This window comes from Burkholderia pseudomultivorans, assembly GCF_001718415.1.
Classification (GTDB): Bacteria; Pseudomonadota; Gammaproteobacteria; order Burkholderiales; family Burkholderiaceae; genus Burkholderia; species Burkholderia pseudomultivorans_A.
In genome coordinates this window covers 2,224,210-2,251,191 of the sequence record NZ_CP013377.1, presented here as the reverse complement: position 1 = coordinate 2,251,191, position 26,982 = coordinate 2,224,210, and the positions used below count along the sequence as shown (strand labels likewise).

Genomic DNA, 26,982 nt, shown 5'->3' with positions numbered 1-26,982 from the left:
CACACCGGGCGTTGCGACCCGGGCCGCGGCGCGATACGGAAGCAGCGGGCGCGTCATGTCGGTTGACTCCGCCGCGCGCGCGCCGGCACGAGCCAGCCGGCCGAAAGCAGCACGAGCACGCAGGTGATCGACGTGACCAGCACGAGGAAATTGGCCGTGCTGTCGTCGCCGGCCTGCACGGCCGCGTAGATCGCGACCGACAGCGTCTGCGTGCGGCCGGGCAGGTTGCCGGCGATCATCAGCGTCGCGCCGAATTCGCCGAGCGCGCGCGCGAACGCGAGCAGCGCGCCCGCGAGGATGCCGCGCGCGGCGAGCGGCAGCGTCACGCGGAAGAACACCGCGGCTTCGCCGAGGCCGAGCGTGCGCGCGGCGCGCTCGAGATGCGGATCGACGCCTTCGAACGCCGCGCGGGCCGACTTCAGGATTAGCGGAAACGCGACGATCATCGACGCGACCACCGCACCCTGCCACGTGAAGACGAGCTCGATGCCGAGCCGGTCGAGCCACGCGCCGAACACGCCGCGCCGGCCGAGCAGCACGAGCAGGTAATAGCCGAGCACCGTCGGCGGCAGCACCAGCGGCAGCGTCAGCAGCGAATCGACGACGTCGCGCGCCGGCGAGCGCCAGCGCGCGAGCGCGAACGCGGCCGCGACGCCGAGCACGATATCGAGCGCGGTCGCCCAGCCGGCAACCTTCAGCGACAACAGCAGCGGTATCCAGGCGTCCTGCATCGCGCTGCGCTCACTTGCCCGCGGCCGGCTTGAAGCCGAACGCCGACAGCACGGCCTGGCCCTGCGGCGACGCGACGAAGTCGATGAACGACTGCGCCTGCGCGGCGTGGCGGCTGTCCTTGACCACCGCGATCGGATAAGTGATCGCCGTCTGCGTCGGCACCGTCAGCGCGACTTTCACGCGGCCCGGCATGATCGCGGCGTCGGTGCCGAACACGAAGCCCGCGTCGACCTCGCCGCGCGCGACGTAGTCGAGGCTCTGGCGCACGTTCGCGGCCAGCACGCCCTTCGCGCTGACGGCATCCCAGACGCCGGCCGCGCGCAGCGCGCCTTCGGTGTAGCGGCCGACCGGCACCGACGCCGGGTCGCCGTACGCGATGCGCTTCACGCCCGGCGCGGTCAGGTCACGCAGCGAGGTCGGCGCGTTCGCTTGGCTGTCCGCCGGCACGATCAGCACCAGCGAGTTCGCGGCGAAATCGCGGCGCGTGCCGGGCACGATCACCTTCTCGTCGACCGCACGATCCATCGCCTTCTGGTCGGCCGACGCGAACACGTCGGCCGGCGCGCCTTTCGCGATCTGCTGCATCAGCACGTCCGACGCGCCGAAGTTGAACAGCACTTTGGTGCCCGGATGCTGCTTCTCGTACGCATCGCCGACGGCCTTGAACGCGTTCGTCAGGCTGGCGGCCGCCGACACGACCAGTTCGTCGGCGGCGGATGCGGGGGCGCTGAACGCGATTCCCGCAGCGAGCGTGGCGATCGGCAGCAGTCGAAGCAGGGTGCGGCGAAGCGGACGGACGGATGAGCGCATGGCGGATGGCTTCTGATCAGTGAAAACCGTAATCGTAATATAGGGCGGGTTATAACGCTCGACATACCGCTCATGCGATGGGGCACATGAACGGTTCGGACGAGGAAAACGGCGCGACCGGCTAGGCGTGCAGCGTATGCGCCTGCGATTCGGTGCGCTGCAGCGACGACGGCTGCGACGCGGGGCGGTAATTGGGGTTCGCTTTCCAGCGCGCACGCACGAACGGGCGCTCGTGGCCCGACAGCTGCAGCGCGACCTTGGTGACCCAGCGGTGCGACGGCACCGTGATGCCGTGCAGCGCGACGGTGACGAGCGCGAGGCTCGCGACGACGGCCGGCACCGACCAGCGGTGCGGCACCGCGCGCCACGAGCCGGCGATGAAGGCCAGCGCGGCGATCGCGCCGACGATGCAGCCCGTCACCGATTCGGACGGCGAATGGGCGTCGAGCGCGACGCGCGACACGCCGACCGCGATGCCGGCCGCGAGCCCGAGCGCGATGCCGGCGAGCCGCACCGGCGTGCGCGTGCGGATCAAGGCGAGGAAGATCGCGACCGGATAGACCGAGGTCGACAGCATCGCGTGGCCGCTGAAGCCGGTGAAATCCCACGCGCGCACGCCGATCCCCCAGCCGAGGAACGCGATCTTCGTCAGCGCGACCACGCCGATCGCGGCCGCCAGCACGCCGAGCCACGCGAGCGCACGCTGCCACGAGTAACCGAGCGCGAGCCAGACCGCGATCGTGATGGCGAGCGGCAAGGTCAGGCCCGCGCCACCGAACGCGGTGATCGTGATCCACAGGTGAGGCGGCAGGTCGAACATCGGGAAGGGAACGTGCAGGGCAGGACGGATGCTTAAATCAACGCGCGAGCCGGGAAGAACGACTACAACGGATACAAGCGGCGAAACCCCAGTATAGCGCCGCACGCGTACGAGGCCCGTTTTTTGGTGCGACCGGGAACTATCCGCACGCAGGAAAAATCCCATAAACAATGGTATGGTGCATTGCACAATTTTGAACGATACGCCGAATGTGGCGTCCCCAATTTTCCTGACTGCGAGCCCGATTGATGACCAAAAGTCTGACGAAGATGTGGCTGGGCGGCATGAAACGCATGCTGTCTCCGGTCGGCAAGCGCGCGGCGCGCGATGCCCAGCGGATCACGCGCGACGTGCTCGAAGCTGCCGCGACGCCTGCCGCATCCGAACTGTCCCCGCCGCGCGAGTCGCGCGTGCGTCCGCGCGCCGCCGCCTGGGCGACCGGCGAATGGACGCGCGGCGAGCACCCGATGGCGCCCGCGCTCGGCCGCCTGGTCCAGCAGCTCGCGTACGGCCTCTACGTGCCGACCGGCCGTCGGCGCGGTGCGATGCCGCTGGTCGTGATGCTGCACGGCTGCCAGCAGAGCGTCGACGAGTTCGTGCAGGGCACGCGGATGAACCTGCTGGCCGACAAGCACGGCTTTGCGGTGCTGTACCCCGAGCAGTCGCGGCGGGCGCACTCGCACGGCTGCTGGCACTGGTATGAGGATACGGACCGCGCGGGCCGCGGCGAGGCGGACGCGGTCGCCTCGCTGGTCGACGCGCTGGTGGACGAACACGGTTTCGACGCGTCGCGCGTCTATGTCGCGGGCCTGTCGGCCGGCGCGGGTCTCGCGGCGCTGCTCGCGCTGCATCATCCGGACCGTTTCGCGGCCGTGGCGCTGCATTCGGGCCCGGCGATGGGCGAGGCGAATTCGGGGATCACCGCGATGGACGTGATGCGGCGCGGCCTGCGCCAGAACCCGGCCGCGACCGTCGACGCGCTGGTCGATTCGGCCGCCTATCCGGGCATGCCTGCGCTGATCGTGCAGGGCGACGGCGACCATGTCGTCGCGCCGAAGAACGCCGACCAGCTCACGGTGCAGTTCATGCGCCTGAACGGGCTGGCCGACAGCCGCGGGGCGCTGCGCGGCGGCGAGCGCGTCGAAACGCGCAAGGCGGGCGCACAGATCGTCGACGTATGCCGCGAGGGCGAGACGATCGTGCGGCTCTGCCATGTGAAGGGGCTCGATCACGCATGGGCGGGCGGCGACGAAGCCGTGCCGTTCCATGCGGCGGTCGGCCCGGACGCGAGCGCGATGACCTGGTCCTTTTTCGCCGAGCACCGGCGCACTGTGGCGACCGAACGACGCACCGTCTGATCGAGGCTGGCAAATGACTAGGGTTTTCCCTATAATACGGGAAAACCCTAGTCAACGAATTGCGAGATCGATCATGTACCTGCTGAGCCACCTCTTCCTGATGCTGACCAAGAACGCCGAACAGGCCGCGAAAGAGCGCGCCGAGGCGTACCTGTCCGAAGCGACCGACATCTACGATCTCGAATTCCGCATGCGCAAGATCGACCGCGAAGCGGCGATGAACCGCCCGTACTCGATCGGCGCGCGTTAAGCGAACGAACGAGGAACGCCGGGCCGGCCGGTCCGCCGTTCCGGCGCATCACGCGAAAGGGCGTGTGCGGCAATGAGCCGCACACGCCCTTTTTGCATTCGGCGCGCGCGTCGTATCAGACGACCGTCAGTCGCACCGGCACGTTGTTGCGCGTCGCATTCGAATACGGGCAGACCTGGTGCGCCTTGTCCACGAGCGTCTGCGCATCGTTCTTGTCGAGGCCCGGCAGCGAGACGCGCAACTCGATGTCGAGGCCGAAGCCGCCGGCGTCGTTCGGGCCGATGCCCACTTCCGCGGTGACCTGCGTGTCGGCCGGCAGCGTCTGCTTGTTCTGGCCCGCCACGAATTTCATCGCGCTCAGGAAGCAGGCCGAGTAACCTGCGGCGAACAGCTGCTCCGGATTCGTGCCTTCCGCGCCCGTGCCGCCCAGCTCGCGCGGCGCGGCCAGCTTCACGTCCAGCTTGTTGTCGGCCGATACCGCACGGCCGTCGCGGCCGCCCGTGCTCGTGGCACTGGTCTTGTACAGAATGTTCATCGTGCAGCTCCTGTCGAAAAGTCAATGGAAAGCGGTCCGGTCGGACGCTTGTGTCGCCGGCCACGAGGAAAATATAGAACACTAAAGATTAGTGTGCAAATGAATTTTTGAAGAAAAACCCGGCGAGGCCGGGCGGGGCGGTGGTGCCGGATGCGTCAGCGGTCGCCGGCGGTCCCCAGCGCATCGCGCAGCTGCCGCAGATCGGCGCGCAGCCTGAGCAGGAAGTCGGGCGTTTGCTGCATCGTGCAGAACAGCTCGGCAGGCACCGAGCGCGCCTGTTCCCTCAGCGCACGTCCGGCGGGCGTGACATGGACGTTGACGACGCGCTCGTCGGCCGCGCTGCGCACGCGCTCGACGTAGCCGAGCGCTTCCAGGCGCTTGAGCAGCGGCGTGACGGTGGCCGGATCGAGATCGAGCCGCGCGGCGATGTCCTTGACCGCGATGTCGTCGCGCTCCCACAGCACGAGCATCGCGAGATATTGGGGATAGGTCAGCGACAGCTTGTCGAGCAGCGGCTTGTACGCCTTCGTCATCGCGTGCGAAGTCGAGTAGAGCGCGAAGCACAATTGCTCGTCGAGGGTCTGGGGCAGGTCGGGCAGGCGATCCATGATTCGGGGCGCGCGCGAATGCGCTAACGATTTACATGCAAATTATTTTGCGCGCAAAAGAGCGGATTGAACAGCGTTGCCCGGGCTCGGCGCGTGCGCGAAGCGGGACGGGTGGGACGACAGCGAAGGGGAATGCCGCGCCGATCGCCCCGGCGGCGGAAAAGCGCAGGCCGGCAGTCGATGCCGGCCTGTTCGTCGCCGGCCTTCAGCGGCCGGACGTGGTCGGCGTCGCGCCGGGCTCCTGCACGCCGAAGCAGCCGCGATAGGTCGCATAGAACGAGCAGTACAGCATCGTGACGATGATGATCGTCACCGGCATCATGACCGTCAGCGCATAGGCGCCCGCGCCGAGCGCCTGCAGCAGCAGCGACAGGCCGAGCGACGTGCCGAGCGCGACGGCGAACCACAGCAGCCCGTACACGACGAACGCGCCGCGGTTGCGCCAGCAGCTGACGACGCTGAAGAACAGCGCCTTCGCGGGCGGAATGTCGTGCCAGGCGATCAGCACCGGCGCGAACCAGAACAGCATTGCGACCGGCACGTACAGCAGCGTCGCGAACATCAGCGCGCCGAGCGTGCCCTGTGCGGCCAGCGCTTCCGGCGCCGGGTTGGTGTCGCCCGTCGCGCCGAGCATCAGATGAAACAGCATGCCGCCGTCGACCACCGACGACGCGGCGAACACGACGACCATCGACGCGACGTAGATCGCGCCGAGCACGAGCAGCCGCTGGGTCGCGACGGTGCCGTACGAGCGGAAGCCGTCGATCAGGATCGTCGGCATCACCGGCTTGCCGGCCACCGTATCGCGGCACGCGGCCATGAAGCCGACCGCGATGCCGGGAATGAACAGCAGCGGCAGCGCCGCGCCGACCACCGGCACCATCGACACCAGCGTGATCGCGAGCAGGTACGTGAAGAACAGCGTGATGAACGCAAGCGGATTCCGGCGGAACAGCCAGATGCCTTGTCGGAACCAGACATAGCCCGTTTTGGCGGGCACTTCGATCAGTTGCATGCGGTTTGGATCTCGGGAAGCACGGGCGTATGGGCGATACGCTCACGCAGGATGCGTTCGAAATGGCCGGGGTCGTGCGGCTTGAGCATCTCGGCCGCACGCGGCAGGTGGAAGTCGTACAGGCGCGACACCCAGAAGCGGTACGCGCCCGCGCGCAGCATGTCGCTCCAGTGGCGGCGCTCCTCGGCCGTGAACGGTCGCACGGTCTGGTACGCGCGCAGCAGCGCGTCCGCGCGCGCGGCGTCGAGTGCGCCGGTCGCGAGGTCGACGCACCAGTCGTTGACGGTCACCGCGACGTCGAACAACCACTTGTCGCAGCCCGCGAAATAGAAGTCGAAGAAGCCGCCGAGCCGCACCGCGTGACCGGTATCCGGCGCGGCATGCGCGAACAGCACGTTGTCGCGGAACAGGTCGCAATGGCACGGCCCTTCCGGCAGCGCCGCGTAGTCGTCCGACGCGAAGAAACCGGCCTGGTGCGCGAGTTCGCCTTCGAGCAGCGCGCGCTGCGCGTCCGTGATGAACGACACGATCGCCGGCACGTTGTCTTGCCACCATGGCAGGCTGCGCAGGTTCGGCTGATGGCGCGGATAGTCGCGCCCCGCGAGATGCAGGCGCGCAAGCATCTGCCCGACCTCGATGCAGTGTTCGACCCCGGGCGCGAGTTCGGCCGCGCCGTCGAGCTTCGTGACGATCGCGGCCGGCTTGCCGTGCAGTTCGCCGAACAGCGCGCCGTCGTTGCGCGGGACCGGATCCGGCACCGGCACGCCGTGGCCGGCGAGGTGGCGCATCAGGTCGAGGTAGAACGGCAGCTGTTCGGCCGTGAGCTTTTCGAAGATCGTGAGGACGTATTCGCCGCGCGTCGTCGTCAGGAAGAAATTGCTGTTTTCGATGCCGGACGGAATGCCGCGGAACGCGACGACATCGCCCAGTTCATAGTGGCGCATCCATTGCGCGAGATCGGAGTCGGAAACAGCGGTGAAAACGGCCATGCGGGATGCGTCTGGTCAGATTGTCGGCCCGCGCGAGGCGGTCGCGGCGGGAGGTGAAGGGGCGGCGCGCCGCGGTGTTGTCGATGCGGCGCGGCAGCGGTCAGTAGCGGAGGTTGACCGACGGCAGGCGCGTGATCGGCACGCCCGCATCGTGCGGTTTCGGCGACGTGTCGGGCGTCGAGCTCATCTGGTAGCGCGTGCCGAAGTTCGACTTCACGTCGATCTCGACCGGCTTGCCGCGGTCGCGATACTCGGTGACCTCGGTGCCGTTCTTGCTCTTTTCGTGGAAGCTCGGGGTGCGCCGGATGTCGCTGAAATCGACCTTCGACGTGACTTCCGCGCCGGGCCGGTTGATCTGGCGGAGATCGGGCAGGCCGGCGGCTTCGTTGGCCTCGGCCTGGGCCTGCGCGTCGGCGGCAGGCGTGCCGCCGGCGGCGTGAGCGACGCTGGCGGCGGCAAACGCGGCGGCAGCGACGACGAGAATGAGCGGCTTCATGATGAGTCTCCAGTGAACCTACCGATTTTAGCAAATACTGCGCGCCATCCGGCCCTCGCGTGCCCTCGGACGGCCATGAGCGTGACCGGGTTCCGTGGTAATGTCGTCGGATCAGACGAGGTGATGAAAATGAAGAACGATTTGAGCCGCCGGCACCGGATGCTGACGCCCGAAAGTCCGCCGGTCGAAGCTTTCGACGACCCGATTGCCGCCGTCGCGCGGCTGTCCGCCATCTACGATACGAACACCGGTTTCCTGCGCGACGCATTCGCGCGCTATCGTCGCCACGAATCGATCACCGAGCATGTGCGCGCGTGCTATCCGTTCGTGCGGATCCGCACCGACGTCAACACGCACGTCGACTCGCGCCGTTCGTACGGCTTCGTCGCGGGCCCGGGCGTCTTCGAGACGACGGTCACGCGTCCCGACCTGTTCGCCAACTACTACCGCGAGCAACTGCGCCTGCTCGCGAAGAACCACCATGTGAAGATCGAGATCGGCGTGTCGTCGCAGCCGATCCCCGTTCACTTCGCGTTTCCCGAAGGCATCCATCTCGAAGGCGAGCTCGATCGCGACAGCCTGCTCGCGATGCGCGACATCTTCGACACGCCCGACCTGTCGTATCTCGACGATCGCATCGTCAACGGCACGTTCGAGCCGTCGCCGGGCGAGCCGCATCCGCTCGCGCTGTTTACGGCCGCGCGCGTCGATTTCTCGCTGCACCGGCTGCGTCACTACACCGCGACGTCGCCGACGCACTTCCAGAACTACGTGCTTTATACGAACTACCAGTTCTACATCGACGAGTTCGTGAAGCTCGGCCGCACGATGATGACGGAAAGCGACGATCCCGACGTGCGCGCCTATCGCAGCCAGTACAGCGCGTTCGTCGAGCCGGGCGACGTCGTCACGTACAACGCGAACCTCGGCAGCGAAGCGGGCGAGGGCGCCGCGCCGCCGCGCCTGCCGCAGATGCCCGCGTATCACCTGAAGCGGGCGGACGGCAGCGGCATCACGATGGTCAACATCGGCGTCGGTCCGTCGAACGCGAAGACGATCACCGATCACATCGCGGTGCTGCGTCCGCATGCGTGGGTGATGCTCGGCCACTGCGCGGGGCTGCGCAACACGCAGCGTCTCGGCGACTACGTGCTTGCGCACGGCTATGTGCGCGAGGACCACGTGCTCGACGCCGACCTGCCGCTGTGGGTGCCGATCCCGGCGCTGGCCGAAGTGCAGCTCGCGCTCGAACGCGCGGTCGCCGACGTCACGCAGCTCGACGGTGCCGAACTGAAGCGCGTGATGCGCACGGGCACGGTCGCGAGCGTCGACAACCGCAACTGGGAACTGCGCGACCATCGCGAGCCGGTGCAGCGGCTGTCGCAGAGCCGCGCGATCGCGCTCGACATGGAAAGTGCGACGATCGCCGCGAACGGCTTCCGCTTCCGCGTACCCTACGGCACGCTGCTATGCGTGTCGGACAAGCCGCTGCATGGCGAGCTGAAGCTGCCGGGCATGGCCGACCAGTTCTATCGCGCGCAGGTCGATCAGCATCTGCAGATCGGCGTGAAGGCGATGGAGATCCTGCGCACGAACGGGCTCGACAAGCTGCATAGCCGCAAGCTGCGGAGTTTTGCGGAGGTGGCGTTTCAGTAACGCCGGCGTTCGAATCGGCGAGCGCCGTGTGCGGTCGTTTCCGCTGCCATCGCCGGGACGACCGCGCGTGCTGGTGCTCGCGGCGCCGTCATCGGCGCGCCGGCCCGCGTTCGACGATGACGGGCAGGCAGCGCGCGTGATGCTTCGATTCGGGCCCGCCAGCGCGCCTCTTCGACCTCAACCGTCGCGCTCGATCAACGCCGCCAGTTCCGCCAGTCGCGACGGCGCGAACACCTGAATGCCATGCTGTTCGAGCAGCGCGGCAGTGACGCCGGCGCCTTCATGCCGGGTTCCCGAGAACGTGCCGTCATAGATGAAGCTGCTGCCGCACGACGGACTGCCGTCCGCGAGCAGCGCATAGCGGCAGCCCTGCGCGGTGGCCTGCCGCAGCGCGTGGTGCGCGCCGTCGATGAACATCGCGGTCACGTCCGTGCCCGCGTCGTCGCAGATCGACGCCGCGCCGGCCAGCACGTCGCCGCCGCTGCGATGCAGCCGGATCTCGGCCGGCCGGCGCGGCGTGCCGAAGCCGGCGGCGACCTCGGGGCATACGACGACGAGGCGGCCCTCGTCGCGCCACGTTTGCAGCAGCGCATCCGCGACCGTCTTCGCCGAACCGTCGTAGCGCACGGGCAGGCCTGCGAGGCAGGCGCTGACGAGAATCCTGTTCATGAGTGGATGAGGGGTGAGTGGCCGTATGCGCGGCCGATACTACCACTCGCGTTTCGCGAGCGAGTGCGTCGACCCCGGGCCGGCGACCCCGTCGGCCAGCGCGAACGTCGCGCGACGCAGCGGGCGCCACGATCGCTTGCCGAACGCGTCGCCAAACGACAAGGCCGCCCGGCGCCGAAGCGCGCGGGCGGCCTTGCCGATACAGGCGGTCGTGCCGTGTCGTTCAGCACTCGCCCTTTTTCGCGTGTCCCGGTGGGCAGTGATAGCCGCGGCGATCGTCATGGCCATGATGGCGCTGATGCTCTTCCCACTCGCGGCGTTCCCAGTAGCGGTGGCCGTCCCAGTAGCGGTCGCCGTGCCAGCCGACGACGACGACGGGAGCTGGCGCGACGACGACCGGCGCAGGCGTGCCGATGTTGACGTCGACGTTGACGGCGTGGGCGAGGCCGGACAGCGAAAGGCCGAGGCCGGCGAAGGCGAGGGCGAGGGCGATCAGCGAGCGTTGCATGTTGTTTTCCGTGATGTCGTTGTAAAAGGTCGGCGTGGCGCAGTGGAATCGATGACGCATCGCGAATCGCTCCAAGGGGGGATCGCCGACGCCGACGGAATGCAGTGTGCGGGTACGCGCCGGAAAAGGCGAGCGGCGTTTATTACCGGCGATTGGATGACGCGCGAGCAGCGAACGCGCGTGCGGCGCGGCACGATTTGACAATGGCGGGCGACGGGCCCGAACGTTCGCGCCGTGTCGCGCTGCGCGCGGTGCGCGGATTTGACATTCGACGTCACGCGACCGCGACGTACGATTAACGAAAGGTTACAAAGCAACGCGCGAAGCGGTGCGCCGGCCGTGCGGCCGGCTCCCGCTGCCGCGCGCATTTACAGATAGAACATCCGGTCTTCTTCCGGGCGCGGCGGCTGCTCGTCCGAGCCTTCGCCTTCTTCCTCGCCGCTGTCCTCGTAGAACGCGAGCACCGCGTCGAGCACCTGGTCGGGATCGTCGATCACCTGCATCAGGTCCATGTCTTCCGGATTGATCAGGCCCATCGGAATCAGTTGATCGCGGAACCACTGCAGCAGCCCCTTCCAGAAGTCGCTGCCGACGAGAATGATCGGCACGAGGCGCGACTTCTTCGTCTGGATCAGCGTGAGCACTTCCGACAGTTCGTCGAGCGTGCCGAAGCCGCCCGGCATCACGATCACCGCATCCGAGTTCTTCACGAACGTGACCTTGCGCGTGAAGAAGTGGCGGAAGCGCAGCGAGATGTCCTGGTAGTGGTTGCCGGCCTGCTCGTGCGGCAGCTCGATGTTCAGGCCGACCGACGGCGCCTTGCCGGCGTGCGCGCCCTTGTTCGCCGCTTCCATGATGCCGGGGCCGCCGCCGGAGATCACCGCGAAGCCGGCGTCGGACAGCTTGCGCGCGATCTGCACGGCAAGCTTGTAGTGGGGCGTGTCGGGTTTCAGACGGGCAGAGCCGTAGATGCTGACGGCCGGGCGGATCTCCGACAGGTACTCGGTCGCCTCGATAAACTCTGCCATAATCGTGAACATCTGCCACGATGCGCGCGCCTTCTTGGCCGTCGCGCGCTCTTGATCTGCGAGCGAACGCAGACTCGGAATCACTTTTCTCTTGTTCATAATGCCTGAAGAACGAAATCTGGAAGGTAAGACCCTGCTATTGGTTGACGGTTCGAGCTATCTGTATCGGGCTTACCATGCGATGCCTGATTTGCGTGGCCCTGGCGGGGAGCCGACCGGAGCGCTCTACGGAATCATCAACATGCTGCGCCGTATGCGCAAGGAAGTCAGTGCAGAGTATAGCGCTTGCGTGTTCGATGCAAAGGGCAAGACGTTCCGCGACGACCTTTATGCCGACTATAAGGCAAACCGCCCGTCGATGCCGCCCGATCTGGCGCTGCAGGTCGAGCCGATTCACGGCGCCGTGCGCGCGCTCGGCTGGCCGCTGCTGATGGTCGAAGGCGTCGAGGCCGACGACGTGATCGGCACGCTCGCGCGCGAAGCCGAACGGCGCGGGATGAACGTGATCGTGTCGACCGGCGACAAGGATCTCGCGCAGCTCGTCACCGATCGCGTCACGCTCGTCAACACGATGACCAACGAAACGCTCGATCGCGACGGCGTGATCGCGAAGTTCGGCGTGCCGCCCGAGCGGATCATCGACTACCTCGCACTGATCGGCGATACCGTCGACAACGTGCCGGGCGTCGAGAAGTGCGGGCCGAAGACGGCCGTGAAGTGGCTGACGCAGTACGACAGCCTCGACGGCGTGATCGCGCATGCGGCCGAGATCAAGGGCGTGGTCGGCGACAACCTGCGCCGCGCGCTCGACTTCCTGCCGCTCGGCCGCAAGCTCGTGACCGTCGAGACGGCCTGCGATCTCGCGCCGCATCTCGAATCGATCGATGTGTCGCTGAAGACCGACGGCGAAGCGCGCGACCTGCTGCGCGACATCTTCGCGCGTTACGGCTTCAAGACCTGGCTGCGCGAAGTCGACAGCGCGCCCGCCGAAGGCGGCGGCGCCGATGCGCCGGAAGGCGAGCCGGCGGTGACGGTCGGCGCGGACGTCGCGCGCGAATACGACACGATCCAGACCTGGGCGCAGTTCGACGCGTGGCTCGCGAAGATCGACGCGGCCGAGCTGACCGCCTTCGATACCGAGACGACCTCGCTCGACCCGATGGTCGCGCGGCTCGTCGGCCTGTCGTTCTCGACCGAGCCGGGCAAGGCCGCCTATCTGCCGGTCGCGCACCGCGGCCCCGACCTGCCCGAGCAGCTGCCGCTCGACGACGTGCTCGCGCGCCTGAAGCCGTGGCTCGAATCGGCCGAACGCAAGAAGGTCGGACAGCACCTGAAGTACGACGCGCAGGTGCTCGCGAACTACGGGATCGAGCTGAACGGCATCGAGCACGACACGCTGCTCGAATCGTACGTGCTCGAGTCGCACCGCACGCACGACATGGACAGCCTTGCGCTTCGTCATCTGGGCGTCAAGACGATCAAGTATGAAGACGTGGCGGGCAAGGGCGCAAAGCAGATCGGCTTCGACGAAGTCGCGCTCGCGCAGGCCGCCGAGTATGCGGCCGAAGACGCCGACATCACGCTGCAGCTCCATCACGCACTGTATCCGCAGGTCGCGCGCGAGCCGGGGCTCCAGCGCGTCTATCGCGAGATCGAGATGCCGGTGTCGCTGGTGCTGCGCAAGATGGAGCGCACCGGCGTGCTGATCGACGATGCGCGCCTGCAGGCGCAAAGCACCGAGATCGCGACGCGGCTGATCGAGCTCGAAGGGCAGGCGTACGAACTCGCGGGCGGCGAATTCAACCTCGGCTCGCCGAAGCAGATCGGGCAGATCTTCTTCGAGAAGCTGCAGTTGCCGGTCGTGAAGAAGACGCCGAGCGGCGCGCCGTCGACGGATGAAGAAGTGCTGCAGAAGCTGGCCGAGGATTACCCGCTGCCGAAGCTGCTGCTCGAACATCGCGGCCTGTCGAAGCTGAAGTCGACCTATACCGACAAGCTGCCGCGCATGGTGAACCCGGCAACGGGGCGCGTGCACACGAATTACGCGCAGGCGGTCGCGGTCACCGGCCGCCTCGCGTCGAACGATCCGAATCTTCAGAACATTCCGGTCCGCACGGCCGAAGGCCGACGGATTCGCGAGGCGTTCATCGCGTCGCCGGGCCACCGGATCGTGTCGGCCGACTATTCGCAGATCGAACTGCGGATCATGGCGCACATCTCGGGCGACGCGTCGCTGCTGCGCGCGTTCTCGCAGGGCGAGGACATCCACCGTGCGACCGCGGCCGAGGTGTTCGGCGTGACGCCGCTGGAGGTCAATACCGACCAGCGCCGAATCGCGAAGGTCATCAACTTCGGGCTCATCTACGGGATGAGCGCGTTCGGGCTCGCATCGAATCTCGGCATCACGCGGGACGCGGCGAAGCTCTATATCGACCGGTATTTCGCACGCTACCCGGGCGTTGCGCAGTACATGGAAGACACGCGTACGGTTGCGAAGGAGAAGGGCTACGTCGAAACCGTTTTCGGCCGCCGCCTGTGGCTGCCGGAAATCAACGGCGGCAACGGCCCGCGCCGCCAGGCGGCCGAGCGCGCGGCGATCAACGCGCCGATGCAGGGCACCGCGGCCGACCTGATCAAGCTGTCGATGATCGCGGTGGACGGCTGGCTCACGCGCGACAAGCTCGCGTCGCGCATGATCATGCAGGTGCACGACGAACTGGTGCTCGAGGTGCCCGACGACGAGTTGTCGCTGGTGCGCGAGAAGCTGCCCGAAATGATGTGCGGCGTCGCGAAGCTGAAGGTGCCGCTGGTGGCGGAAGTCGGCGCCGGCGCGAACTGGGAGGAAGCGCACTGATCGTTCCCCCTGTACACGGTTCGTGCCGTCTGCGGCATATTGTTGCAGGGATGTCGAATATCGAGCTGGTTTGCTTGTGGTCAACGCGCAAGCTCCCGGACAATGCATGTCAGTCATGCCATTGACGCGGGGCCGCGCGCCCCGCGTGCCGGGAGCGGACCCATCGAGGTGTTTCGAACTGCACATCGATGATGTCCGAACCGGTTAATCCATGAGGCGACATGAGCGCATCGCGTTCAGATCGTCCGGCGGCAGCAGTTTCGAATCGCAAAGGGGGAATCGGGATGCATCGGATCATCATCGTAGGCGGAGGCGCGGGCGGCCTGGAACTGGCGACGCGGCTCGGCGACCGTTACGGCGCGCGCGGCAATCGTCCCGCGCGCGCACTCGTCACACTCGTCGACCGCAATCCGACGCACATCTGGAAGCCGCTGCTGCACGAGGTGGCGGCAGGCAGCATGGACCCGTTCACGCAGGAGCTCGAATATGCGGCGCAGGCGCGCTGGCACGGCTTCGAGTTCCAGCAGGGCGAGCTTACCGGGCTCGACCGCGCGGCGAAGCGTGTCACGCTCGCGCCCGTCAACGACAGCGACGGCGAAGAACTGCTGCCGGCGCGCGAGCTGGAATACGACACGCTCGTGATCGCGATCGGCAGCACCACTCACTTCTTCGGCGTGCAGGGCGCATCGGAAAACGCGATCGCGCTCGATACGGTTGGCGAGGCCGAGCGCTTCCGCAAGCGGCTGATCGCCGCGTGCATGCGCGCCGAGCACCAGAGCCCGCCGCCGGCCGCGCCCGGCGAGGCGGCCGAGCCGCGCATCCAGGTCGTGATCGTCGGCGGCGGCGCGACGGGTGTCGAGCTGTCCGCGGAGTTGCGCAATACGGCGCAGGTGCTGTCCGTATACGGGCTGCACAAGCTCGATCCGCGGCACGACGTCGGCATCGTGCTGATCGAATCGGGGCCGCGCATTCTTCCGGCGCTGCAGGAGCGCGTGTCGTCGGCGACGGCCGAACTGCTCGAAAAGCTCGGCGTGCGGCTGATGCTCGGCGAGCGCGTGACCGAGGTCGCGCCGGGGTTCGTGCATACGGCGAGCGGCAAGGCGGTGCGTGCGGACCTCACGGTGTGGGCGGCCGGCATCAAGGCGCCGGCGGTGCTCGCGCATCTCGACGGCCTGCAGGTCAACAAGCTCGGCCAGCTCGACGTGCGCCGCACGCTGCAGACCTTCGCCGACGACAACATCTTCGCGCTCGGCGATTGCGCGGCGTGCGTATGGCCGGGCAACGAGCGCAACGTGCCGCCGCGCGCGCAGGCCGCGCACCAGCAGGCGAGCTTCCTGCTGAAGGCGATCGGTTGCCGCCTCGACGGCCGTCCGCTGCCCGAGTTCACCTATCGCGATTTCGGCTCGCTGGTGTCGCTCGGCCATTTCAGCGCGGTCGGCAACCTGATGGGCGGCTTGATCGGCGGCAACATGCTGATCGAGGGGCTGTTCGCGCGCTTCATGTACATGTCGCTGTACCGGCTGCATATCGCGGCGCTGCACGGTTATCCGCGGATGATGCTCGATACCGTCGCGCACTGGCTGCGGCGCACGACGCTGCCGCGGGTGAAGCTGCACTGACCCGTATGCGGGGGCCGCTCGACGCGTCGTAATCGAGTCTTACATATCTGACAGTTGACGCAACAACGGATTATTGGGCATCTTGTCCGGGTGTCCGTTTGCGGCGGGGTGCCAACCGCCGCAACCTCCGCACCGTACGCCGGTGCGATGCCGCGTCGCGTCGGATTCCGGGTCGCGACGGCGGCGCTCAATCGAGGAGTGCATTCATGTTGAAACCCGAAGTCGACAGCCTGGTCCCCCACGTTCCGTTCTCGCGCCGCAAGTTCATGCAGGCCGCGCTGGGCGGCACCTTCGCGGCGGCCGTGCTGCCCGTGTCGGCGCAGACGATCACGACCGACAGCGAAGGGCTGGACGTCGACACCGTCGAGATCCGCTCGGGCGACGCGAGCGTGCCCGCGTATCGCGCGCAGCCGAAGGACAAGACGAACCTGCCGGTCGTGATCGTGATCCACGAGATCTTCGGCGTGCACGCGCACATCGCCGACGTCTGCCGACGCTTCGCGAAGCTCGGCTATCTCGCGATCGCGCCCGATCTGTTCGCGCGGCAGGGCAATGCGTCGAAGTATCCGACCATCAAGGATCTCTACGAGAACATCATCAGCAAGGTGCCGGACCGGCAGGTCACCGAAGATCTCGACGCGACGGTCGCGTGGGCCGGCAAGAATGGCGGCGACCTGTCGCGCCTCGGCGTGACAGGGTTCTGCTGGGGCGGCCGTCAGGCATGGTTGTATGCGGAGCACAATCCGCACGTGCGCGCAGCGGTCGCGTGGTACGGCTTCGTCGAAGGCAAGACCGACGAGATGACGCCGTTCAACCCGGTCGATCACGCCTCGTCGCTGAAGGTGCCGGTGCTCGGCCTTTACGGCGAGAAAGACACCAACATCACGCAGGCGTCGCTCGCGGACATGCGCAAGGCGATCCAGACGAGCGATTCGAAGCGCGCACGCGAATCGGAAATCGTCGTCTACCCGGATGCCGGCCACGCGTTCTTCGCGGACTACCGGCCGAGCTATGTGAAGGGCGATGCCGAGGACGGCTGGAAGCGCGCGATCGCGTGGTTCCACAAGTACGGCGTGATGTAAACGACAAGCGGCGGCCCGGGCCGCCGCTTCGTGATGGCGCCGCGCCCGCGCGTTACGGCGTCGGGCCGGTCGCGATCGGCCGCGACGGATCGGCGCTCCATTCGCTCCACGAGCCCGGATACAGCGATGCGCCGTGCAGCCCGGCCACTTCCATCGCGAGTGCGTTGTGGCAGGCGGTCACACCGGAGCCGCATTGCAGGATCACGCGATTCGGCTCGGTGCCGGCCAGCAGCGCGGTGAACGTCTCGCGCAGTTCGTGGCCGGTCTTGAAGCGGCCGTCGGCCGCGAGGTTGTCCTTGAAGAACCGGTTGCGCGCGCCGGGAATGTGGCCGCCGACACGATCGATCGTTTCGTTTTCGCCGCGATAGCGGTCGGGCGCACGCGCGTCGATCACGACGCGGGTCGGCGCGCCGAGGTTCGCGAGCACGGTCGCCGCATCGACCGTCGATTCGAGCGGCGCCGCGGCGCGGAAGTCGCCCGCGGCCGGCTGCGGCACGTCGGTCGTCAGTGGCTGGCCGGCCGCTTCCCAGGCCTGCAGGCCGCCGTCGAGCACCGCGACCGAATCGTGCCCGAGCCAGCGCAGCAGCCACCACAGCCGCGCCGCATAGGCGCCGCCTTGCGCGTCGTACGCGACGACCTGCTGGCCCTGCTTCAGGCCGTGGTTCGCGAGCAGCAGCGCGAGCGCGTCGCGGCTCGGCAGCGGATGGCGGCCGTTGGTGCCCGTCTTGCGGCCGGACAGGTCGCGGTCGAGGTGAAGGTATTGCGCGCCGGGAAGATGGCCGGCGGCATAGGCGGCTTCGCCCGCGCCCGGGTCGACGAGATCGAAGCGGCAGTCGAACAGCGCGACGCTGGCGGGCGCGGCGGCAAGCCGCTCGGCAAGATTGGTCGCGGAGATAAGCGTGGTGTAGTGGGTGTGTGGCATGACAGCTCCCTGGAGTGCGAACGGCCCGATATTCCCAGTCTAAACAAAAAAGACGGGCCGAAGCCCGTCTTTTCGTCATACCGCATGCGTGCGCGCCGCGCGGCTGTCAGAGATCGCCGAGCTGGCGGCGCAGGAACTCGTGGAAGTGCTGCATGCCGTCTTCCATCGGGCTCTGGTACGGGCCGACCTGCGACTCGCCGCGCGCCATCAGCGCGCGCCGGCCGGCGTCCATCCGCATTGCGATCTCGTCGTCCTCGACGGCCGTTTCCATATAGGCGGCGCGTTCGGCCTCGACGAATTCGCGTTCGAACAACGCGATTTCCTCGGGGTAATAGAACTCGACGATGTTGGTCGTCTTCTGCGGGCCGCGCGGGATCAGCCACGACACGACGAGCACGTGCGGATACCACTCGATCATCAGGCCCGGGTAGTAGACCATCCAGATCGCGCCGAACTCCGGCGGCACGCCGTTGCGGAACTTCAGCACCTGCTCGTGCCATTTCTGGTAGGTCGTGCTGCCCGGCTTCGCGAGCGCGTTGTGCACGCCCACCGTCTGCACGCTGTACCAGTCGCCGAACTCCCACTTGAGATCGTCGCACGACACGAAGTTGCCGAGGCCCGGGTGGAACGGGACGACGTGGTAATCCTCGAGGTAGACCTCGATGAACGTCTTCCAGTTGTAGTCGCACTCGTGCACTTCGACGTGATCGAACAGGTACTCCGAGAAGTCGAAATGATGCTTCGTGCCGAGGTTCGCGAGGTCGCGCGCGACGTTGCGGCCTTCGGCCTCGAACAGCAGCCCCTGCCAGTTCTGCAGCGGGCTCTTGCCGAGGTTCAGGCAGGGCTTGTCGGGGAAGTGCGGCGCCCCGAGCAGCTGGCCTTCCAGATCGTACGTCCAGCGGTGCAGCGGGCACACGATGTTCTGCGTATGGCCGCGCCCGTTCAGCATGATCGCCTGCCGGTGACGGCAGACGTTCGACAGCAGTTCGACCTGGTTCGCCGGGTTGCGGACCAGCACGCGGCCTTCCTGTTCGGACGGCAGCGCAAAATAATCCCCCGCCTCGGGCACCATCAACTCGTGCCCGACGTAACGAGGTCCTTTCTTGAAGAGGGTTTCGATCTCGCGCTCAAGCAGCGCCTCATCGAAGTATGCAGTGACTGGAAGCTGGCTGTGAGCCGACTTCAACTGAAGCGCATCGCTCAGATTGGACATTCCCACTCCCGGTGATAGCGTGAAAGCAGTGAACAACCCAACCATCGAAAAATCGATTTAGGGAAACGGAGAATTATACCCGGTTCGCCCAGCAAGGCTAGGATTAAGTGCCTGATTTGTGTCAATTTTTTGTCGGGCGACAATCGGGAGGCGCACAATGTGCGCTGGAGATGGGGCCGGAGTACGCGCCCGGGTGACCAAGTCGGCAGGTCGGAAAATTCTCTTTTGCCGTAGAATGTCCGACTTGTTTTGAAATTTGACACCTCGTCCATGGCGAAAACCGCATCCCCAGGCGCGACACTGCCCGGCACCGACGCCGAACCGTTGCCGGACAATTACGAAGCGGCGCTTGCGGAGCTCGAGACGCTGGTTGCCCGGATGGAAGGCGGCGCGCTGAGCCTCGAGGATTCGCTGGCAGCGTATCGCCGCGGCGCGGCCCTTGTTGCGTTTTGCCAACAGCAGCTCGAAAAGGTGGAGCAGCAGGTTCGCGTGCTCGACGGCGCGACGCTGAAACCCGCGGCCGCCACGGACGGCGAAGACGACGATCTATGACATTCGAACAATGGATGCGGTCCGTGCTGGACCGCGTCGAGGACGCACTCGGCCACTATTTGCCGGCTGAAAACGTGGTGCCCACGCAACTCCACGAAGCGATGCGCTATGCGGTCCTCGGCGGCGGCAAGCGCGTTCGCCCGCTGCTGTGCCATGCAGCGGGCGAGCTGACCGGCGCGACGGAAGCGGCGCGCAACGCGGCGGCGGCGGCGCTGGAGATGATCCACGTCTACTCGCTCGTGCACGACGACATGCCGTGCATGGACGACGACGCGCTGCGGCGCGGCAAGCCGACCGTGCACGTGCAGTACGACGAGCCGACCGCGCTGCTGGTCGGCGACGCGTTGCAGTCGCAGGCGTTCGTCGCGCTGACCGACGCGGCTGCGCTGTCGCCGGTGCAGCAGGCGGCGCTCGTGCGCGAGCTGGCGCTCGCGAGCGGCTCGATCGGCATGGCCGGCGGGCAGGCGATCGACCTGGCGAGCGTCGGCCTGAAGCTGACGCGCGAGCAGCTCGAAACGATGCACCGCATGAAGACCGGCGCGCTACTGCGCGCGGCCGTGCGGATGGGTGCGCTGGCCGGCGACACGCCGTCGGCCGACGCGATGGCTGCGCTCGACGTCTATGCGGGGGGCGTGGGCCTGGCCTTCCAGGTCGTCGACGACATTCTCGACGTGACGACCGATTCGGCGACGCTCGGCAAGACGGCCGGCAAGGACGCGGCGAACGACAAGCCGACCTACGTATCGATCCTCGGCCTCGATGCGTCGCGCGAACTCGCTGCGCAACTGCGCACCGAAGCGCATGATGCGCTGAAACCGTTCGGCGCACGCGCGCAGCGTCTCGCCGAACTTGCCGACCTGGTAGTGAACCGGGTCAGCTGACGCGAAAGCCCGCCGCCGCGCACACGCTACGGTGCGTGCAACAGAATGCGGGCGCGTTTGATTTCCTACAATGGAACGACGATGTACGACTTGCTGAAAACCATCGACGACCCGGCGGACCTGCGCCGCCTCGATCGTCGCCAACTGCAACCGCTCGCGGATGAACTGCGTGCGTTCGTGCTCGACAGCGTGTCGAAGACGGGCGGCCATTTGTCGTCCAACCTCGGGACGGTCGAGCTGACGATCGCGCTGCACTACGTGTTCAACACGCCGAACGATCGCATCGTCTGGGACGTGGGGCACCAGACCTACCCGCACAAGATCCTGACCGGCCGTCGCGACGAAATGCCGACGCTGCGCCAGCTCGGCGGCATCTCGGGCTTCCCGCGCCGCTCCGAATCCGAATACGACACGTTCGGCACCGCGCATTCGAGCACGTCGATCTCGGCCGCGCTCGGCATGGCGATCGGCAGCCAGCTGAACGGCGACGACCGCTTCTCGATCGCGGTGATCGGCGACGGCGCGATGACGGCCGGCATGGCGTTCGAGGCGATGAACAATGCGGGCGTGTCCGAGGACGCGAAGCTGCTCGTGATCCTGAACGACAACGACATGTCGATCTCGCCGCCGGTCGGCGCGCTGAATCGCCATCTTGCACGCCTGATGTCGGGCCGCTTCTACGCGGCCGCACGTGCGGGCGTCGAGCGCGTGCTGAGCGTCGCGCCGCCGGTGCTCGAACTCGCGCGCAAGCTCGAGGAGCATGCGAAGGGCATGGTCGTGCCGGCTACGCTGTTCGAGGAATTCGGCTTCAACTACATCGGCCCGATCGACGGTCACGATCTCGATTCGCTGATCCCGACGCTGCAGAACATCCGCGAACTGCGCGGCCCGCAGTTCCTGCACGTGGTGACGAAGAAAGGCCAGGGCTACAAGCTGGCCGAAGCCGATCCCGTGCTCTACCACGGCCCCGGCAAGTTCAATCCGGCCGAAGGCATCAAGCCGTCGGCCACGCCTGCGAAGAAGACCTATACGCAGGTGTTCGGCGAATGGCTGTGCGACGAAGCCGAGCGCGATACGCGCGTCGTCGGTATCACGCCCGCGATGCGCGAAGGCTCGGGCATGGTCGAGTTCGAGAAGCGCTTCAAGGATCGCTACTACGACGTCGGCATCGCCGAGCAGCACGCGGTGACGTTCGCGGGCGGCCTCGCGACCGAAGGCCTGAAGCCCGTCGTCGCGATCTACTCGACGTTCCTGCAGCGCGCGTACGACCAGCTGATCCACGACGTCGCGCTGCAGAACCTGCCGGTCGTGTTCGCGATCGACCGCGCGGGCCTCGTCGGCGCGGACGGCGCGACGCATGCGGGCGCATACGATCTCGCGTTCATGCGCTGCATCCCGAACATGACGATCATGGCCGCGTCCGACGAGAACGAATGCCGCCAGATGCTGCACACCGCGCTGCAGCAGCCGAACCCGACCGCGGTGCGCTATCCGCGCGGCGCGGGCACCGGCGTCGCGACGGTGAAGGAATTCACCGAGCTGCCGATCGGCAAGGGCGAGGTGCGTCGTCGCACGTCGCAGCCGGAGGGCAAGCGCATCGCGATCCTCGCGTTCGGCACGATGGTCGCGCCGTCGCTGGCCGCTGCCGAGGAACTCGACGCGACCGTGGCGAACATGCGTTTCGTGAAGCCGGTCGACGCGGCGCTCGTGCGCGAGCTCGCCGAGACGCACGATTACCTCGTCACCGCCGAAGAAGGCTGCGTGATGGGCGGCGCGGGTTCGGCATGCGTGGAAGCCCTGATGGAGAGTGGGGTTATCCGACCCGTACTACAATTGGGCCTCCCTGACCAGTTCATCGATCATGGCGATCCCGCGAAGCTGCTGTCGCAATGCGGCCTCGACGGCGCGGGCATCGCGAAATCGATCCGCGAACGCTTCCTGAATCCGGCGGCTGCCGTCGCCGATCAGGCCAAGCGCGTCGCGTAAGCTGACGCCGCCCGCGGGCGGCGTCGGTGCGACTGGCGCAACCGGTCTACATTGATGCGGAAAACATGGGCCTGCGGGCCCATGTTGCTTTTTCGGCTGCCGCATGACGCTGCGTGCGCGTCGACGAACGCGCGGCTAATAAGAAAGAAGGATTGAACCAGATGAACCAGATGAATCCCGCCTTCGTGATGCCCGACGTGCAGAGCACGGTGGATACCCGTCAGATCACGATTCAGCGCGTGGGCGTGAAGGCGGTCCGACATCCGTTGACGGTGCATACCGAAAGCGGCGACGTGCAGCCGACGGTCGGCCTCTGGAATCTCGACGTTCGCTTGCCGGCCGACCAGAAGGGCACGCACATGTCGCGCTTCGTCGCGCTGCTCGAGGAACATCGGGCGGCGCCGCTGACGGTCGAGCGCTTCCGCGCGATGCTCGCGTCGATGCTCGAGAAGCTCGAAGCCGACGCGGGCCGCATCGAGGTCACGTTCCCGTACTTCGTGAACAAGACCGCGCCCGTGTCGGGCGTGCAGAGTCTGCTCGACTACGAAGTGACGCTCGCGGGCGAGCGCCGCAACGGCGATACGCGCCTGTTCCTGAAGGTGCTCGTGCCGGTGACGAGCCTGTGCCCGTGTTCGAAGAAGATCTCGCAGTACGGTGCGCACAACCAGCGCTCGCACGTGACGATCGACGCCGAGCTGGCGGCCGACCTGCCGGTCGAGGCGCTGATCCGCATCGCGGAGGAAGAGGCGTCGTGCGAGCTGTGGGGCCTGCTGAAGCGTCCGGACGAGAAGTTCGTCACCGAGCGCGCGTACGAGAACCCGAAGTTCGTCGAGGATCTCGTGCGTGACGTCGCGACGCGTCTCGATGCGGACGAGCGCATCGTCGCGTACGTGCTCGAAGCCGAGAACTTCGAATCGATCCACAACCACAGCGCGTATGCGCTGATCGAGCGCGACAAGCGGCAGGCGGCGTAACGTACGCTTCGCCTGCGGCGCGCCTCGCGCCGAACAAAAAGCCGCTCGGACGAGCGGCTTTTTTGCATTCGTGCGCTGCGCGAGGCGCTGGCGCCTGTGCGTGAGGTTCAGCGTGCGAGCGAGGCGAGATCCCAGCGCGGCTTCACCGTGAACGCATAGTCGGCGTTCGCCTGCTCGGGCCAGCGCGCGAGCCGCAGTGCGCCGGCAAGCGCGATCATCGCGCCGTTGTCGGTGCACAGCGCGAGGTCCGGGTAGTGCACGTCGAAGCCGCGCTTCGCCGCGGTGGCCGACAGCGTTGCGCGCAGCTGGCGGTTCGCACCGACGCCGCCTGCGACCACGAGACGCTTGAGCTTGGTCTTTTTCAGCGCGGCGAGCGACTTCGCGACGAGCACGTCGACGGCCGCATCGACGAAGCCGCGCGCGAGGTCGGCCTTCGCGCGCTCGAGCGCTTCGCCGGTCAGCTTCGCCGCCTCGAACTTCTTCATCTGCGTGAGCACGGCCGTTTTCAGCCCGCTGAAGCTGAAGTCGAGATCGCCCGAATGCAGCATCGGGCGCGGCAGCACGACGGCGCCCGGCGTGCCCGTTTCCGCCAGCTTCGACACCTCCGGGCCGCCCGGATAGCCGAGGCCGATCAGCTTCGCGGTCTTGTCGAATGCTTCGCCGGCCGCGTCGTCGAGCGTTTCGCCGAGCGTTTCGTACACGCCGACGTCGGTCACGCGCATCAGCTGCGTATGGCCGCCCGACACGAGCAGCGCGACGAACGGAAACGGCGGCGGCTGATCGACGAGCAGCGGCGACAGCAAATGGCCTTCGAGATGATGGATGCCGACGGTCGGCTTGTTCCACGCGAGCGCGAGCGCGTTCGCGATGCTCGCGCCGACCAGCAGCGCGCCGGCGAGGCCGGGGCCTTGCGTGAATGCGATCGCGTCGATGTCGTCGCGGCGCGTGCCGCTTTTCTGCATGACTTCCTCGAGCAGCGGCAGCGCGCGACGGATGTGGTCGCGCGACGCGAGTTCGGGCACGACGCCGCCGTAGTCGCGGTGCATCGCGATCTGCGAGTGGAGCGCGTGCGCGAGCAGGCCGCGCTGCGTGTCGTAGAGCGCGAGGCCGGTTTCGTCGCAGGAGCTTTCGATGCCGAGAACGAGCATGGGTGCGGGCGGGGCGCGCTGCGTCGAGTGCGCCGCCGATATGTCAACGTAACCGGAAAGTATAGCAGGCGAGTGCCGGCCGCCGCTGGCGGGGGCCCGGGCGCGGTGCCGGGCGGGTACAATCCGCGCCATGGAAACTTACGATATCGCCGTGATCGGCGCGGGCGCCGCCGGCATGATGAGCGCCGCGGTCGCCGGGCAACTCGGCCGCCGCGTGGTGCTGATCGACCACGCGCCGCGGCTCGCCGAGAAAATCCGCATCTCGGGCGGCGGCCGCTGCAACTTCACGAACCTGTACGCCGGGCCCGACAACTATCTGTCGGCCAATCCGCATTTCGCGCGCTCGGCGCTGGCGCGCTATACGCCGCGCGACTTCCTCGGGCTGCTCAAGCGGCATCGCGTGACCTGGCACGAAAAACACAAGGGCCAGCTGTTCTGCGATCACGGCAGCGACGCGGTCATCGACATGCTGAAGCACGAGTGCGATGCGGGCGGCGTCGCGTGGCGCCGCCCGGTCGTCGTCGACGCGGTGCGTCATGCGCCGGCCGACGGCTTCACGCTCGATACGCAGCAGGCCGGGCCGATCCGTGCGCGCGCCCTGGTCGTCGCGACCGGCGGCCTGTCGATTCCGAAGATCGGCGCGACCGATTTCGGCTACCGGCTCGCGAAGCAGTTCGGACACAAGCTCGTCGATACGCGGCCCGCGCTCGTGCCGCTGACGTTCGCGCAGCAGGACTGGGCGCCGTTCGCGGCGTTGTCGGGCGTGTCGCTGGAAGTGCGCGTGTCGACCGGCGACAGGAAGCGCGGCGGCGAATTCGTCGAGGATCTGCTGCTGACGCATCGCGGGCTGTCGGGGCCCGGCATCCTGCAGATCTCGAGCTACTGGCAGCCGGGCGAGCCGATCCGCATCGACCTGCTGCCGCAGCGCGACGCGATGGCCGACCTGCTCGAGGCGAAGCGCACGTCGAAGCGGCAGATCGGCTCGCTGCTCGCAGACTGGGTGCCGTCGCGCCTCGCGCACGTGTGGCTCGACACGCACCGCGTCGCGGCCGACGCGCGGCTCGCGGACCTGCCCGACAAGACGCTGCGCCAGATCGGCGACGCGCTGACCGGCTGGACGCTGACGCCGAACGGCACCGAGGGCTACAAGAAGGCCGAGGTGACGAAGGGCGGGGTCGACACGCGCGAGCTGTCGTCGGCGACGATGATGAGCGCGCGGGTGCCGGGGCTGTTCTTCGTCGGCGAGGCGGTCGACGTGACGGGCTGGCTCGGCGGCTACAATTTCCAGTGGGCGTGGGCGTCCGGCACCGCCGCCGGGCAGGCCGCGGCCGAGTTCGCGCGCGGTGCTTGACGCGCTAGTGCCTTTGTGCAACGGCTCTGCTATACTCGTTAATCTTTCCCTGCAAACCTTTATTCGTGTCGGATCATGACGATCATTCGCGTTAAAGAAAACGAGCCGTTCGAAGTTGCCATGCGTCGCTTCAAGCGCACGATCGAGAAGAACGGTCTGCTGACCGAGCTTCGTGCGCGCGAGTTTTACGAGAAGCCGACCGCGGAGCGCAAGCGCAAGAAGGCTGCGGCGGTAAAGCGTCACTACAAGCGTATCCGCAGCCAGATGCTGCCGAAGAAGCTGTACTGAACGATTGGGCGCCGCGCGGTTCGCTGAGCGGCGCACCGGCGAACTCCACGCGATCGGGCAGGGAGCCGCCGATGCCGGATTCGAGCAACCCGCTTGAGACATTGTCCAAGCGGGTTTTTGTGTTGACGTCCATTGCGGGCGTCGCGTTCACGTTTCCACCCCGGGTGAAAGATGAGTTTGAAAGAGCAGATCAGCGATGACATGAAGGCCGCGATGCGCGCGAAGGAAAGCGAGCGTCTCGCGACGATTCGCCTGCTGATGGCCGCGATCAAGCAGCGCGAGGTCGACGAGCAGGTCACGCTCGACGACGCGGCCGTCACGGCCGTGATCGACAAGATGATCAAGCAGCGCAAGGACTCGATCAGCCAGTTCCAGGCTGCGGGCCGCGACGATCTCGTCGCGAAGGAGCAGGCCGAGCTGACCGTGCTGGCCGGCTACATGCCCGCGCAGCTGTCGGACGCCGAAGTCGCCGCCGAAGTGCAGGCTGCGGTCGCGCAGACGGGCGCCGCCGGCCCGCAGGACATGGGCAAGGTGATGGGCGTGCTGAAGGGCAAGCTCGCCGGCCGCGCCGACATGACGGCCGTTTCCGGGCTGGTCAAGGCCGCGCTGTCGAAGTAAGCCCGTTGCCCCGGTGCACC

Annotated in this window: 27 protein-coding genes; 13 read left to right on the top strand and 14 right to left on the bottom strand. The window is 67.2% G+C overall.

Translation table 11 applies throughout. The features are described 5' to 3' along the window. Positions 1 to 53: 53 nt before the first annotated feature. From modB to WS57_RS09625, 3 genes are all read right to left on the bottom strand, one after another. A complete protein-coding gene (modB, locus tag WS57_RS09635) occupies positions 54 to 731 on the bottom strand; it encodes a molybdate ABC transporter permease subunit (RefSeq protein ID WP_059601143.1) in 678 nt (225 codons plus the stop codon). A gap of 10 nt (positions 732 to 741) precedes the next feature. Continuing rightward, on the bottom strand, positions 742 to 1,542 hold the full coding sequence (gene modA, locus WS57_RS09630) for a molybdate ABC transporter substrate-binding protein (RefSeq protein WP_059518983.1): 801 nt from the start codon (positions 1,540 to 1,542) through the stop codon (positions 742 to 744). A gap of 121 nt (positions 1,543 to 1,663) precedes the next feature. Continuing rightward, entirely contained in the window at positions 1,664 to 2,362 is a 699-nt protein-coding gene (locus tag WS57_RS09625) for a phosphatase PAP2 family protein (RefSeq protein WP_009693196.1), read from the bottom strand. A 248-nt stretch (positions 2,363 to 2,610) separates the two neighbouring features. Here WS57_RS09625 and WS57_RS09620 point away from each other — a divergent pair, with 248 nt between their 5' ends. Both WS57_RS09620 and WS57_RS09615 read left to right on the top strand, forming a co-directional pair. Further along, positions 2,611 to 3,720, top strand: a complete 1,110-nt coding sequence (locus tag WS57_RS09620; RefSeq protein ID WP_069244116.1) for a PHB depolymerase family esterase — start codon at positions 2,611 to 2,613, stop codon at positions 3,718 to 3,720. 73 nt (positions 3,721 to 3,793) lie between these two features. Beyond that, on the top strand, positions 3,794 to 3,970 hold the full coding sequence (locus tag WS57_RS09615) for a DUF3563 family protein (RefSeq protein WP_009693198.1): 177 nt from the start codon (positions 3,794 to 3,796) through the stop codon (positions 3,968 to 3,970). Between the two features lie 115 nt (positions 3,971 to 4,085). Here WS57_RS09615 and WS57_RS09610 read toward each other — a convergent pair whose 3' ends face one another. The 5 genes from WS57_RS09610 to WS57_RS09590 form a co-directional block, all read right to left on the bottom strand. Beyond that, on the bottom strand, positions 4,086 to 4,505 hold the full coding sequence (locus tag WS57_RS09610; protein WP_009693199.1) for an organic hydroperoxide resistance protein: 420 nt from the start codon (positions 4,503 to 4,505) through the stop codon (positions 4,086 to 4,088). A gap of 155 nt (positions 4,506 to 4,660) precedes the next feature. Further along, entirely contained in the window at positions 4,661 to 5,113 is a 453-nt protein-coding gene (locus tag WS57_RS09605) for a MarR family winged helix-turn-helix transcriptional regulator (RefSeq protein WP_009693200.1), read from the bottom strand. 205 nt (positions 5,114 to 5,318) lie between these two features. Further along, positions 5,319 to 6,128 (bottom strand): BPSS1780 family membrane protein, encoded by an 810-nt coding sequence (locus WS57_RS09600; RefSeq protein ID WP_009693201.1) that lies wholly within the window; start codon positions 6,126 to 6,128, stop codon positions 5,319 to 5,321. Then, the gene (locus tag WS57_RS09595; RefSeq protein ID WP_009693202.1) at positions 6,119 to 7,117 is read right to left on the bottom strand and encodes a homoserine kinase; all 999 of its coding nucleotides are present in this window, start codon (positions 7,115 to 7,117) and stop codon (positions 6,119 to 6,121) included. The genes WS57_RS09600 and WS57_RS09595 overlap by 10 nt, the downstream gene beginning before the upstream one ends. A 100-nt stretch (positions 7,118 to 7,217) precedes the next feature. Continuing rightward, complete coding sequence (locus WS57_RS09590; RefSeq protein ID WP_059480641.1) at positions 7,218 to 7,613, bottom strand: hypothetical protein; 396 nt, start codon at positions 7,611 to 7,613, stop codon at positions 7,218 to 7,220. 129 nt (positions 7,614 to 7,742) lie between these two features. Between WS57_RS09590 and WS57_RS09585 the strand changes: the two genes are divergently transcribed. After that, positions 7,743 to 9,269: an AMP nucleosidase gene (locus tag WS57_RS09585; RefSeq protein WP_009693204.1), complete on the top strand. Its 1,527-nt coding sequence runs from the start codon at positions 7,743 to 7,745 to the stop codon at positions 9,267 to 9,269. A 177-nt stretch (positions 9,270 to 9,446) separates the two neighbouring features. Here WS57_RS09585 and WS57_RS09580 read toward each other — a convergent pair whose 3' ends face one another. The 3 genes from WS57_RS09580 to WS57_RS09570 all read right to left on the bottom strand — a co-directional run bounded on the left by WS57_RS09580 (position 9,447) and on the right by WS57_RS09570 (position 11,573). Next, positions 9,447 to 9,938, bottom strand: coding sequence for a DUF523 domain-containing protein (locus WS57_RS09580; RefSeq protein ID WP_009693206.1), 492 nt, complete (start codon positions 9,936 to 9,938; stop codon positions 9,447 to 9,449). 223 nt (positions 9,939 to 10,161) lie between these two features. Continuing rightward, the gene (locus WS57_RS09575; protein WP_069244363.1) at positions 10,162 to 10,446 is read right to left on the bottom strand and encodes a hypothetical protein; all 285 of its coding nucleotides are present in this window, start codon (positions 10,444 to 10,446) and stop codon (positions 10,162 to 10,164) included. Between the two features lie 368 nt (positions 10,447 to 10,814). Further along, positions 10,815 to 11,573, bottom strand: a complete 759-nt coding sequence (locus WS57_RS09570) for a TIGR00730 family Rossman fold protein (protein ID WP_009693209.1) — start codon at positions 11,571 to 11,573, stop codon at positions 10,815 to 10,817. A gap of 1 nt (position 11,574) precedes the next feature. On the opposite strand from WS57_RS09570, the gene polA reads away from it, so the two are divergent. The 3 genes from polA to WS57_RS09555 all read left to right on the top strand — a co-directional run bounded on the left by polA (position 11,575) and on the right by WS57_RS09555 (position 17,029). Further along, positions 11,575 to 14,328, top strand: coding sequence for a DNA polymerase I (polA, locus tag WS57_RS09565; RefSeq protein WP_069244115.1), 2,754 nt, complete (start codon positions 11,575 to 11,577; stop codon positions 14,326 to 14,328). Between the two features lie 284 nt (positions 14,329 to 14,612). Then, positions 14,613 to 15,947 carry an NAD(P)/FAD-dependent oxidoreductase gene (locus WS57_RS09560; protein ID WP_059480630.1) on the top strand — a complete coding sequence of 445 codons (1,335 nt, stop codon included), beginning with the start codon at positions 14,613 to 14,615 and terminating at the stop codon, positions 15,945 to 15,947. A gap of 206 nt (positions 15,948 to 16,153) precedes the next feature. Then, positions 16,154 to 17,029: a dienelactone hydrolase family protein gene (locus WS57_RS09555; protein WP_009693213.1), complete on the top strand. Its 876-nt coding sequence runs from the start codon at positions 16,154 to 16,156 to the stop codon at positions 17,027 to 17,029. 52 nt (positions 17,030 to 17,081) lie between these two features. On the opposite strand, the gene WS57_RS09550 is transcribed toward WS57_RS09555, so the two are convergent. Beyond that, positions 17,082 to 17,951, bottom strand: a complete 870-nt coding sequence (locus WS57_RS09550) for a sulfurtransferase (protein WP_059518975.1) — start codon at positions 17,949 to 17,951, stop codon at positions 17,082 to 17,084. Between the two features lie 106 nt (positions 17,952 to 18,057). Then, positions 18,058 to 19,164 carry an aromatic ring-hydroxylating oxygenase subunit alpha gene (locus tag WS57_RS09545; RefSeq protein WP_009695708.1) on the bottom strand — a complete coding sequence of 369 codons (1,107 nt, stop codon included), beginning with the start codon at positions 19,162 to 19,164 and terminating at the stop codon, positions 18,058 to 18,060. A gap of 270 nt (positions 19,165 to 19,434) precedes the next feature. Here WS57_RS09545 and WS57_RS09540 point away from each other — a divergent pair, with 270 nt between their 5' ends. The 4 genes from WS57_RS09540 to folE2 all read left to right on the top strand — a co-directional run bounded on the left by WS57_RS09540 (position 19,435) and on the right by folE2 (position 23,557). Further along, positions 19,435 to 19,716, top strand: a complete 282-nt coding sequence (locus WS57_RS09540; RefSeq protein WP_009695709.1) for an exodeoxyribonuclease VII small subunit — start codon at positions 19,435 to 19,437, stop codon at positions 19,714 to 19,716. Then, positions 19,713 to 20,597, top strand: a complete 885-nt coding sequence (locus WS57_RS09535; protein ID WP_069244114.1) for a polyprenyl synthetase family protein — start codon at positions 19,713 to 19,715, stop codon at positions 20,595 to 20,597. The genes WS57_RS09540 and WS57_RS09535 overlap by 4 nt, the downstream gene beginning before the upstream one ends. 81 nt (positions 20,598 to 20,678) lie before the next feature. After that, positions 20,679 to 22,583 (top strand): 1-deoxy-D-xylulose-5-phosphate synthase, encoded by a 1,905-nt coding sequence (gene dxs / locus WS57_RS09530; RefSeq protein WP_009695711.1) that lies wholly within the window; start codon positions 20,679 to 20,681, stop codon positions 22,581 to 22,583. 161 nt (positions 22,584 to 22,744) lie between these two features. After that, positions 22,745 to 23,557, top strand: coding sequence for a GTP cyclohydrolase FolE2 (folE2, locus tag WS57_RS09525; protein WP_009695712.1), 813 nt, complete (start codon positions 22,745 to 22,747; stop codon positions 23,555 to 23,557). A gap of 107 nt (positions 23,558 to 23,664) precedes the next feature. Here the strand turns inward: folE2 and tsaD are convergent, their stop codons facing one another. Then, on the bottom strand, positions 23,665 to 24,705 hold the full coding sequence (gene tsaD / locus WS57_RS09520; RefSeq protein ID WP_009695713.1) for a tRNA (adenosine(37)-N6)-threonylcarbamoyltransferase complex transferase subunit TsaD: 1,041 nt from the start codon (positions 24,703 to 24,705) through the stop codon (positions 23,665 to 23,667). A gap of 130 nt (positions 24,706 to 24,835) precedes the next feature. Between tsaD and WS57_RS09515 the strand changes: the two genes are divergently transcribed. From WS57_RS09515 to WS57_RS09505, 3 genes are all read left to right on the top strand, one after another. Further along, complete coding sequence (locus WS57_RS09515) at positions 24,836 to 26,056, top strand: NAD(P)/FAD-dependent oxidoreductase (protein ID WP_069244113.1); 1,221 nt, start codon at positions 24,836 to 24,838, stop codon at positions 26,054 to 26,056. Between the two features lie 75 nt (positions 26,057 to 26,131). After that, positions 26,132 to 26,344 (top strand): 30S ribosomal protein S21, encoded by a 213-nt coding sequence (rpsU, locus tag WS57_RS09510; RefSeq protein ID WP_004190342.1) that lies wholly within the window; start codon positions 26,132 to 26,134, stop codon positions 26,342 to 26,344. A 171-nt stretch (positions 26,345 to 26,515) separates the two neighbouring features. Then, complete coding sequence (locus WS57_RS09505) at positions 26,516 to 26,962, top strand: GatB/YqeY domain-containing protein (RefSeq protein WP_009695715.1); 447 nt, start codon at positions 26,516 to 26,518, stop codon at positions 26,960 to 26,962. Positions 26,963 to 26,982 lie beyond the last annotated feature (20 nt).

Bases quoted from the DNA above. Each gene is read 5' to 3' on its own strand.
- modB (WP_059601143.1), bottom strand. From the start codon at position 731: ATGCAGGACGCCTGGATACCGCTGCTGTTGTCGCTGAAGGTTGCCGGC.
- modA (WP_059518983.1), bottom strand. From the start codon at position 1,542: ATGCGCTCATCCGTCCGTCCGCTTCGCCGCACCCTGCTTCGACTGCTG.
- WS57_RS09625 (WP_009693196.1), bottom strand. From the start codon at position 2,362: ATGTTCGACCTGCCGCCTCACCTGTGGATCACGATCACCGCGTTCGGT.
- WS57_RS09620 (WP_069244116.1), top strand. From the start codon at position 2,611: ATGACCAAAAGTCTGACGAAGATGTGGCTGGGCGGCATGAAACGCATG.
- WS57_RS09615 (WP_009693198.1), top strand. From the start codon at position 3,794: ATGTACCTGCTGAGCCACCTCTTCCTGATGCTGACCAAGAACGCCGAA.
- WS57_RS09610 (WP_009693199.1), bottom strand. From the start codon at position 4,505: ATGAACATTCTGTACAAGACCAGTGCCACGAGCACGGGCGGCCGCGAC.
- WS57_RS09605 (WP_009693200.1), bottom strand. From the start codon at position 5,113: ATGGATCGCCTGCCCGACCTGCCCCAGACCCTCGACGAGCAATTGTGC.
- WS57_RS09600 (WP_009693201.1), bottom strand. From the start codon at position 6,128: ATGCAACTGATCGAAGTGCCCGCCAAAACGGGCTATGTCTGGTTCCGA.
- WS57_RS09595 (WP_009693202.1), bottom strand. From the start codon at position 7,117: ATGGCCGTTTTCACCGCTGTTTCCGACTCCGATCTCGCGCAATGGATG.
- WS57_RS09590 (WP_059480641.1), bottom strand. From the start codon at position 7,613: ATGAAGCCGCTCATTCTCGTCGTCGCTGCCGCCGCGTTTGCCGCCGCC.
- WS57_RS09585 (WP_009693204.1), top strand. From the start codon at position 7,743: ATGAAGAACGATTTGAGCCGCCGGCACCGGATGCTGACGCCCGAAAGT.
- WS57_RS09580 (WP_009693206.1), bottom strand. From the start codon at position 9,938: ATGAACAGGATTCTCGTCAGCGCCTGCCTCGCAGGCCTGCCCGTGCGC.
- WS57_RS09575 (WP_069244363.1), bottom strand. From the start codon at position 10,446: ATGCAACGCTCGCTGATCGCCCTCGCCCTCGCCTTCGCCGGCCTCGGC.
- WS57_RS09570 (WP_009693209.1), bottom strand. From the start codon at position 11,573: ATGAACAAGAGAAAAGTGATTCCGAGTCTGCGTTCGCTCGCAGATCAA.
- polA (WP_069244115.1), top strand. From the start codon at position 11,575: ATGCCTGAAGAACGAAATCTGGAAGGTAAGACCCTGCTATTGGTTGAC.
- WS57_RS09560 (WP_059480630.1), top strand. From the start codon at position 14,613: ATGCATCGGATCATCATCGTAGGCGGAGGCGCGGGCGGCCTGGAACTG.
- WS57_RS09555 (WP_009693213.1), top strand. From the start codon at position 16,154: ATGTTGAAACCCGAAGTCGACAGCCTGGTCCCCCACGTTCCGTTCTCG.
- WS57_RS09550 (WP_059518975.1), bottom strand. From the start codon at position 17,951: ATGCCACACACCCACTACACCACGCTTATCTCCGCGACCAATCTTGCC.
- WS57_RS09545 (WP_009695708.1), bottom strand. From the start codon at position 19,164: ATGTCCAATCTGAGCGATGCGCTTCAGTTGAAGTCGGCTCACAGCCAG.
- WS57_RS09540 (WP_009695709.1), top strand. From the start codon at position 19,435: ATGGCGAAAACCGCATCCCCAGGCGCGACACTGCCCGGCACCGACGCC.
- WS57_RS09535 (WP_069244114.1), top strand. From the start codon at position 19,713: ATGACATTCGAACAATGGATGCGGTCCGTGCTGGACCGCGTCGAGGAC.
- dxs (WP_009695711.1), top strand. From the start codon at position 20,679: ATGTACGACTTGCTGAAAACCATCGACGACCCGGCGGACCTGCGCCGC.
- folE2 (WP_009695712.1), top strand. From the start codon at position 22,745: ATGAACCAGATGAATCCCGCCTTCGTGATGCCCGACGTGCAGAGCACG.
- tsaD (WP_009695713.1), bottom strand. From the start codon at position 24,705: ATGCTCGTTCTCGGCATCGAAAGCTCCTGCGACGAAACCGGCCTCGCG.
- WS57_RS09515 (WP_069244113.1), top strand. From the start codon at position 24,836: ATGGAAACTTACGATATCGCCGTGATCGGCGCGGGCGCCGCCGGCATG.
- rpsU (WP_004190342.1), top strand. From the start codon at position 26,132: ATGACGATCATTCGCGTTAAAGAAAACGAGCCGTTCGAAGTTGCCATG.
- WS57_RS09505 (WP_009695715.1), top strand. From the start codon at position 26,516: ATGAGTTTGAAAGAGCAGATCAGCGATGACATGAAGGCCGCGATGCGC.